The sequence below is a fragment of the Atribacterota bacterium genome, assembly GCA_028703475.1.
Lineage (GTDB): Bacteria > Atribacterota > Phoenicimicrobiia > Phoenicimicrobiales > Stramentimicrobiaceae > JAQVMU01.
In genome coordinates, this window is the sequence record JAQVMU010000064.1 from 1 (window position 1) to 9,130 (window position 9,130).

General features: G+C 30.7%; 6 protein-coding genes and 1 tRNA gene. All 7 read right to left on the reverse strand.

What is annotated here, in order from left to right; translation table 11 throughout:
- Positions 1 to 174: 174 nt before the first annotated feature.
- Complete coding sequence (locus tag PHQ99_06785; GenBank protein MDD4289277.1) at positions 175 to 849, reverse strand: hypothetical protein; 675 nt, start codon at positions 847 to 849, stop codon at positions 175 to 177.
- 56 nt (positions 850 to 905) lie between these two features.
- Positions 906 to 1,424, reverse strand: a complete 519-nt coding sequence (locus tag PHQ99_06790) for a type 1 glutamine amidotransferase (GenBank protein ID MDD4289278.1) — start codon at positions 1,422 to 1,424, stop codon at positions 906 to 908.
- A gap of 73 nt (positions 1,425 to 1,497) precedes the next feature.
- Positions 1,498 to 1,572: transfer RNA gene (locus PHQ99_06795), tRNA-Pro, on the reverse strand.
- 27 nt (positions 1,573 to 1,599) lie between these two features.
- Complete coding sequence (locus tag PHQ99_06800) at positions 1,600 to 2,139, reverse strand: biotin transporter BioY (protein MDD4289279.1); 540 nt, start codon at positions 2,137 to 2,139, stop codon at positions 1,600 to 1,602.
- A gap of 81 nt (positions 2,140 to 2,220) precedes the next feature.
- Positions 2,221 to 3,465 (reverse strand): glyceraldehyde 3-phosphate dehydrogenase NAD-binding domain-containing protein, encoded by a 1,245-nt coding sequence (locus tag PHQ99_06805; GenBank protein ID MDD4289280.1) that lies wholly within the window; start codon positions 3,463 to 3,465, stop codon positions 2,221 to 2,223.
- 26 nt (positions 3,466 to 3,491) lie between these two features.
- On the reverse strand, positions 3,492 to 7,589 hold the full coding sequence (locus tag PHQ99_06810) for a PEP/pyruvate-binding domain-containing protein (protein MDD4289281.1): 4,098 nt from the start codon (positions 7,587 to 7,589) through the stop codon (positions 3,492 to 3,494).
- Positions 7,590 to 7,617: 28 nt separating this feature from the next.
- A complete protein-coding gene (locus PHQ99_06815; GenBank protein MDD4289282.1) occupies positions 7,618 to 8,598 on the reverse strand; it encodes a biotin--[acetyl-CoA-carboxylase] ligase in 981 nt (326 codons plus the stop codon).
- Positions 8,599 to 9,130: the final 532 nt, after the last annotated feature.

A 9,130-nucleotide genomic window follows, 5' to 3' on the forward strand; every position in this document is an offset into this window, starting at 1 on the left:
GACAAAATATTCATCATTAAAAAAACAAATCATTCTCCTTTTCAAGATATTAGCTAATATTCGAATAAATATCATCACAAATTTAGTGATATATACTGGTTTACCCTTCTATCTTGTTTTTTCAATAAAACAAGACAAATAATGGAGAATAATCTGGTACAAATATTTTTTTAATTATTTTTTATAGATAGTATTTTCTAAGTAAGCACAATAAGCAGAACCTGTTTCAGTGATGATAATTTCCTCATCCTGTCTTTTAATAAATTTCATGTGACTTAATATCTCTAAAGCTGCCTCTAATTCTGTGTTATCTATCCCCATTTCATTAATTATTTCTCTGATTATCTGTTCAGTGACATAATGTCTCTCATATATTTTATATAAAACATCCTTGCTATTTTGAACCAAAAAATTATCAGCAAAAAGAAATAGCCACTTAATGCTCTCTTGTCTGGTTTTTTGATATTGCTCTAATGCACGGGAAATATCGTTCTCCTGTAATTTCTTTTCTTCCTTTTCCAAATTAATTTTTTCCATCCAGGCCAATACTGTCCCGGATATTGCTTCCTGAAATTCTTGTTCATTGTTCAGTATTTCAGGCAAAACTCTATGTTTTTGCTGTGGTGTACCTGGTATAAATAAAGAGCCTTTGATGTATTGATTAAGAAAAATATAAATTTCTTCCTGAAATAAAAAAACTACACAGAAAGAGCAGATGAAAAAAAACCCGACCCAGGAATTAGTCAATTGCACTAAACCACCATTAACAGGCCACCATATTATACTAATCAGTAGTATTAAAAAACCAAGAGCAAAATAAGGTAATGCTGTTAAAACAATTTTTCGCATTTATATATCCTGTAATAATAAAAAATTAAAAAACTTACCCCTTATATAATTTTAAATTAAAATTCATTTAGTACTTCTAAAATAGCAGGCAGATATGCCGGTAAGTCTTTGGGTGAACGCGATGTTACCAGATGATGATCTATAACTACCTCTTTGTCCAGATAATTTGCCCCGGCATTTATCATATCATCTTTAATAGAAAAAAAGCATGTTACATCCTTGTCATTTAATATACCTGCAGATATTAAAACCCAGCCAGCATGGCAGATTGCTGCAACAAGTCCATCTTTTTCAAATATTTTTCGTACAAAATTTACTATTTTTGAATGGCGTCTTAAGTAATCTGGGGCATATCCACCGGGAATAACTACTCCAATATACTCTTCTGCTTTTGCATCCTCAATAGCCAAATCTGCCTCAACCGGAAATCCATGTTTACTGAGATAAGTCTTTTTTTCAGGAGCTATAATATCAACACCATAACCTGCTTCTCTTAATCGATAATAAGGATACCATAATTCAGGATCTTCATATAGTTGTTCTGCCAAAATAGCAATTTTTTGTGAACTTTTCATTTTAAGTCCTCCTAAACCATATTATATAAATTTAAAGAATATTTAAATATTTTGATAGTAAAAATATTTAAGGTCGGGGCGAGAGGATTTGAACCTCCGACCTCTTGGTCCCGAACCAAGCGCGCGTACCAAACTGCGCTACGCCCCGAACAGTTATTTATTATATCATAGCTGCCTATTTTAATTCCAATATAAATTTTATCCTTACAGCAATAATAGAAGCTATTAATACTTTCAATATATCACCTATTAAAAATGGCATAACTCCTACCATTATGGACTCTTTTATTCCTATTTGAGTTATTAACGACAATTGAGGTATTCCTATTAAATAATAAATAAGCGCTCCCAATAAGCCTGTAATAAAGTAATATAATATATTTATTTTTCTGCAGTTTTCAATAATTTTACCGACAATATAAGAAGAAACAACAAATCCGAATAAGAATCCACCTGTAGGGCCGAATAATATGCCCAACCCACCTTTAAATCCTGAAAAAACCGGTAAGCCTATCGCACCCAAAAATATATATAGTAATTGGCTGATGGCGCCATTTTTACTCCCTAAAACCATTCCGGACAAAAGGACAAACAAGGATTGCAAACTTATTGGAACCGGGCTAAAAGGAATTGACAAAAAAGCACCAATCACAGTTAGAGCAGAAAACATTGATATAGCTGTCATATTATGTATATTAATTTTATCTTTACCCATTTAACCTTGTTCGCTAATATAATTTTTATGTTTAAAAGTTAAATTTTATAATTAAATCTATTAATATATGTAATGATTTAATTATAAATTATTATCAATATATACAGTTAATTTGCCCAGACAATTGACATAACTGCCGTATTCGTTATCATACCAGCCAAATAAAGTAGAATGAGTCACCGGTATATTAACTATATGATCTGCTTCTAAACCAATTTTACCTAACATCTCGGGATTAAGGTTAATAAAACCGGTCCTGGTATGTGTATCATGACCTTCTATTATAACTGCAAAAGGCTTTCCTTTTAAATCAGATGAAATGTTTTGCTCTTCACTGAAACATAAAAGGTTTTTTTGTTCTCCATTTGCGGTTGCTTTGTATAGACTATTTAAAAATTCTCTATCTATTGCTGAGTTACCGTCTTTGTTTAAGTACTCTTGAAATGTAAGGTTAAGTATAATCAAGGAAACAGTATCAATTGGGATACGGACAGAATCTGCCATAAACCCAACTCTTTTAACTTCCGGTAAAACCTTGTCCAATGTACTTGCCGCTCCGGTAGAAGAAAGGATTATGTTGTTAAAAACCATACGATTTTTGCGTAAATCAGATTCATAGGCCTTTGGTAGAGAATCAAGTACATTTTGACTATTAGTGGCAGCATGAATTGTTGACAATGAAGCAGTTAGAATGTTTCTGGTTTCTCTTCTTTCTAATAACGGCTTTACCATATGAGCCAAAGCAGTTGTAGTGCATGATGCCCCGGAAATAATATTGTCTTTCTCTTTATTAAATGAAGTGTGGTTAATGCCATAGATAAGAGTATTGCAATCCTCAGGAATTTCTTTAGTCTTATCCTTTATCTTGAATGGGGCACTATTAATAACTTTCCAGGCTCCAGCGGTTAAATGGCCTTTAAGGCTTCCCTTCGGATTATCATCAGGAATAGTAGGGTCATTAAAAGCCCCGGTAGTGTCAACTACAAGTTTGACTCCATTTTTTTTCCATTCTATATCTTTAGGATTCCTCGCTTTACACAATATTTTTACTGGTTTACCAAATATCTCCAAAAGGTTTTCATCCTTATCAATTATTTTCACATCTTTTTTACCATTTGATCCATATAAAAATCTTTCAATAGGGCCATATGTAGAATCAGTCGCTATCAGATGGGCAATATCCTCAAGTTTTTTCCCAACCGGTCTTCCTACATTTATGATAAACCCATCAAAGTGATTCTCATTTATTTGATACCATAATGTTAACTTTCCAATTCTTCCTAATCCATTAATCCCTAAGGATCTTTTGGTAAAACTTAAATTCAATTTTACAATTCCTCTCTTTCTCTATTTTACAAATAATGAATTTTTTCCAAAGTTATAGGATGGTTACCCTTATAAATATTCCCTAAATTAGAGTCTATGGCAATTTTATCTCCTGTTTTAAATTCTGTGTCATTAATTATACATCTCTTTTCACCCTCAAATACAGTTAATTGCTTACAATTCACCACACATATCTTGCCTAACTGAGCAGCTGTAACAGCTGCGTGTGATGCTACCCCTCCACGAGCAGTCAATAACCCGTCACATTCAAATACCATCTCTATATCATCTGGAACTGTGTCAGGCCTTATAAGAATTTTGTTTTTGTTCGGATACTTTTTGGAGATTACTTTCAGATCTTCCATATCAAAAGTAACAATTCCATTAATTACACCCCTGCCAATCCCAATTCCTGTTCCTACCAAATTTTTATCAACTGCGGGATCTTTAAAAACTGAGGTTTTTTCATCATCCTTTATAGAATATTGCCTGGTTTGTAAAATAAAAAGGTCCTCTTTGCGTCTGGATTTAAAGGTAAATTCAATTTCTTGATGTTCATAACCACGTTGATAAATTAATTCCTGAGCTAAACTGAGTAACTCCTGATAAATTTCAGGAAATTGCTTCTCCAGAGAATTCCCTCTTAAATTAGAAAATTTTTGATTTTGAAATTCAGAAACAGGTAATGCATATACCAATCCGGAAACTATGTCCTCACCCTGGCTTTGTTGGGTAAAATCACCATATATGGCAACTTCAGATGACTTCTCGAAAGGTACCTTGGTAAAAATTACCCCGGTTCCTGACTCATCATTGATATTGCCCAAAATCATTTCCTGTACAATGACTGCCGTTCCCCATTCTTCAGCAATTTGAAGATTTTTACGAAATAATTGAGCCCTGTCATTATACCAGGATTTAAATACAAAAATAATTGCCTGTAATAATTGCTTGAAAGGATCTTCTTCTAATCTTACTCCATTTTTAACCAATAAGTCTTTATATGAGAAAGCTATGGCTTTCATTTGTTCCTTGCTAAAAGCCTTCTTCTGAGTTATTTCATAAATACTCTTATATTCTAATATTACTTTGTCAAATTCGTCTCGGGCTATCCCATGAGCCATTCCCCACTGTTGTAACAATCTTCGGTAGGAATCCCAGGCCGCCCAACCATACAATCCTTTTTTACTAAGCTGCTCGGCAATTATATCATTCATACCAATATTTAACATGGTATCCATTGCTCCCGGCATAGGTATTACTGTTCCAGAACGAACAGATAACAATAAAGGATCATCAGGATTTCCATATTTTTTCCCGGTTATTTTTTCCAGTTCACGTACCTTCTCTTTTATCATTTCTATTATTACCTTGTACATCTCAGGAAATTGAACAATAGCTGTCCTTTCCCTGAACCATTCTGTTGTCAGTACAAAACCTGGGGGAACAGGAAAATTGTATGAATATAATTTTTTTAAATAATATGCTTTGGCTCCCAAGAATATCTGATTATCAACCTTTGGTGTCTTCTGATAAAATGAACTGATGAGTAGCTTAGGGTTATAGTTAAGCAGCATTCTGATTACTTCAGGCTTTAATTTTCCGGTCATATTTCTTAATGTATCCAATATCTTTGAAAGGTAATTGTCTAAATCCTGAATCAGAAAAGCAGAAACAATCATATCACGATAGAATTCTTCCGACTTCTTAGTTAAAAGATGCTGTTTTTGCTTTTCTTCATTATTATTGTTTATATCTTGTTGCTGAATAATTGTCTCCAAAGGGGATCTAAACGGCAATATATAGTAGCTATCAATTATTTCTTTGATATTTAAAGTAAGAAAATAAAAAATATTCACAAATTGTCCCATTGAAAAAGTATTTGTTTTAAAGCTATAATTTAGCATTTCCAGGTGTGAATTGAAATTTTCATTGGAAATTCCATTAATCATTAAACCCTCTTTAAATAGTTTCAATATTTTTGCAGCATTATGAAATCCTTCAATAGTCATATAATTAAGGTTTCTTTGATTTATATATTCATTTAACAGATGGTTTGCCAGACTTTCCAACCTCAACATCAATCCTAAAGCTTCAAATTTCTTTTCAGAATAATTGCCATACATTGATGGTATACCGGAAGCAATATGTCTTTTATAATAAATACTCTCATTAATTTCTATTTTTTCTTTCTTTATGATAACTTTTTTCAAATATATAAGCATGCTATAAATCTTTCTTATAGATAATGCATACTTTTCCTGTTCGATATTATTTTTCAGACCCTTAACTTCTTTTTCAGTAAAAAAATTTGATTTTATCAAATCATTAATAGCATTACTGAAATGTAACGAATACTTATGTTTTATAAGTTGATATAGTTTAATAGTATACAGTATACGCTTATTGTTTACCTCGTCATCGTTTTCAAGATTAGACTCTATAATATTAATGGGCTTTTCTATGAGCATTTCTATATCAATATTCATTTTTTTACAAATCTTATTAATTTTTTGGTGAATTGGATCAAACCATTTTCCACTTGTCCTGATCTTTTTCTGGACATCCTCAGGGAGTAATTTTTTTAAAGGAATACTATTTCCATCATACCAGAAATAAAGGATTCTCTTTAACAAATCAATCTGGGTATTATTACTTTCTGTGTGAACTTGTTTTCTCAGAAAATGAATTAAATTATCACTGTTATAAGATAGTTTATCTACATCAGTTGAGATTTGCCTTATGTCCCCCTCTGCTCCAATGTCATTGTAGTAAATAGGAAACAGACTGGCGAGCTGTTTTATTAAAAAATAATTGGGTTCAATATCGCTGGCAAGCAACTGGCTGATATCTCTTTGAAAAAGATCATTGTCCCTGACAAATACACCATAAATCTTTAAATTTACTATAAGAGCTTTTATTAGCCTTGTACTATCCCTTGGTGAACATTTTATTAGTTCAAAATATAAACGTATCATTTTAATATGATTATTGTTAGCTTCAATCTGCCAATCCTGATTTATTTGTAATTTACCGGGGGAAACAAAACCAAAACCTATCAGGTATTTATTAAATATATTTATATCAGTTTTATTCTTAGTCAAATATACTTTTTTCCCAAGATTTAACAGCACTTCGATTATTGTTTCCATATTCTTTTCTTTCAGTAGGTTTAAAATCAAAAAAAGCTGTTTTAAAAAATTATTCAAATCTACCTTTTCAATTATCTCTGTTTGAAATGCTTTGAATGAATAAGCTAATTCATTCAGAAATGGTTTTCTCAAACAAATCATTTCTGGTAATTCAAGAAGATAGAATATGAAGTATATTTGTTCTAAATTAGGTTTGCTAAGTTCTTTTATTGAATGCATTTTATTTATAAAGTCTTCAAAATCATTAATTTCTAAAAATTCTTCTAAAGTCTTTGCTTTAATCAGTTCTTCCCTTGTTTGATTAACTATTTTGATCTCTCTATTTGTTATTTGTAAAATATTATCTTTATATTCCCTATAAAATTGGCTATCCTTTCTTTTACACCAGCCAGCAAAATCAAGACTTTCTTGCCATAATTTTAAATTCTCTTCCAGGGCTTTCTTTATCAAATTCTGAAATCTGCATAAATGAGAACTATTACTGAATATTTCTGCCGGTACCTTTTTGAAAAAAGACGATGAATATATTCTCAACTCTTTGTCCTTGTGAATGCTTTCCTCAAAAAAGACCAAGAGATCTTCATTAAGAGATTCATAATCAATTCCTTCTGAATTCTCATCATATAATGCTGCAATAAATTCTATTAGCGTATCAAGAAATCTCTTTTTACCCTGATAATTTAATTCTTTGGACAATGTAATCTTAAATAAGCTGAAAATAAATCTAATAGCCTTTTCAGCTTCCGGGTGATTTTTATAAAACCATAAATCATTAAGGGCTATCTCTCGTATTTTCTCAATTACATCTTCCTGTCTGTAAGGAACCTCTTTCAGTCCTTGTAAAAGATTAATCACTCGCTGGTTTATTCCAAAATGATTACTGGTAATATCCATAATCCATTGCTGTTCAGATTCTGGCATCAGTAATCCTTTCATATCTGTTCTCTCTTTATTATTCTTTATTATTTCCATTTAACAGGTTGACCCCCATATTCCATCATTATCTTATAATAGTGCCAGACATAACTTTCTCACAATTCCCGTTTTTCATCTTTAAAATCAAACCCCCATTTTTATCTATATCAACAGCTTTTCCAGTAATAACATTCCTACCTGTATTAATGCTGACCTTACTACCTATTGTTCCTGAGTATAATTTCCATTCATTAATAATTGAAGTAAAATTGCTTTTTTTAAAGGTCTCATAATATTTTTCAAATTCCTCCAGAATACCTATTAGTATTCTCTTTCGGGAAATATTTTCACCAATTATACTTTTTAAAGAGATTGTGTTGTTGATAATGTTTTCTGGAAAATCTTCTATACTGATATTAACATTCAAACCTATTCCTACTATAACATAATCCAATGAATTAGATGAAATACTGGTTTCAGTAAGAATACCACATATTTTTTTATTATCTATCAGGATATCATTAGGCCATTTAATTTTTGCATTAATTTGATAAAAGTTCCTGATAATTCTGGTAACAATAACTGAAGACATTAATGTAATGAGGGGTAAATATAATAAATCAATAGTGGGATTTAGTATTACAGAAAACCACAGTCCTCCTTCAGGAGATATCCAGTTTCTATCTAATCTTCCTTTTCCTTTAATTTGTTTTTCCGCAATAATAACTGTTCCATCATCAGTTTTCATTCCTCCATTTCGGATTATCTTTCTGGCTACAATATTAGTTGAATCTACTTCATTAAAATAATAAATTTTTCTTCCTATTTTTCTTGTATTTAATGTATGAATTATTTCCTGTGGTAATAAAGCATCTGGTCGAAAAATAATTCTATATTTATTTACAGAATGAGTTAAAAAACGATAACCATATTTTTTTAATTCCTGTATTTGGATTAATACTTCATTGCATGAAACACCAAGCTCATTACTTATTTCCTTGATTGAAATAAATCTCTTTTCACTTAAGTAACCAAGTACAGGATAATCTATATTATTGAAGTACATAATTATTAATTATTTCCAATCAATTATTTAATCAAAATGTTTTACAATTTCTGTTATAATACATAATTTATACTATAATTCAAAGCTTATTTCTTACCAACCGCTTAAAATTTTTAGACCTATTTATAATGTTTAAATCATCTGTGGATATTATCAAAATTTGTTATAACTTACATTTTTCATTCATTTTCCATATAATTCATTTATTAAAATTAAAAAAGGAGGTGATCTCTTTTTCCAAACGCCTACCATAAGGAATAATTATATTCTTAATGGTTGAAGCAAAGGCCTTTAAATAAATAATTAAGTGGGGTGAGATTAAAGCTTTATTTCTTTTTATCATGATAAGTATATTCCAGATAGGGATTTTTATATACTACTTAGAGAAAAGATTCCCATCCCGGCTGTCTGCTAAGTAATTCTGTTAAACCTTATTTTCCACTGCTAATATTACCTGATATTACAATAATTTTTTTATATATTTATGTATTTTATACAAAATATTATAAATCCCTGGCGATATAAAAAACCA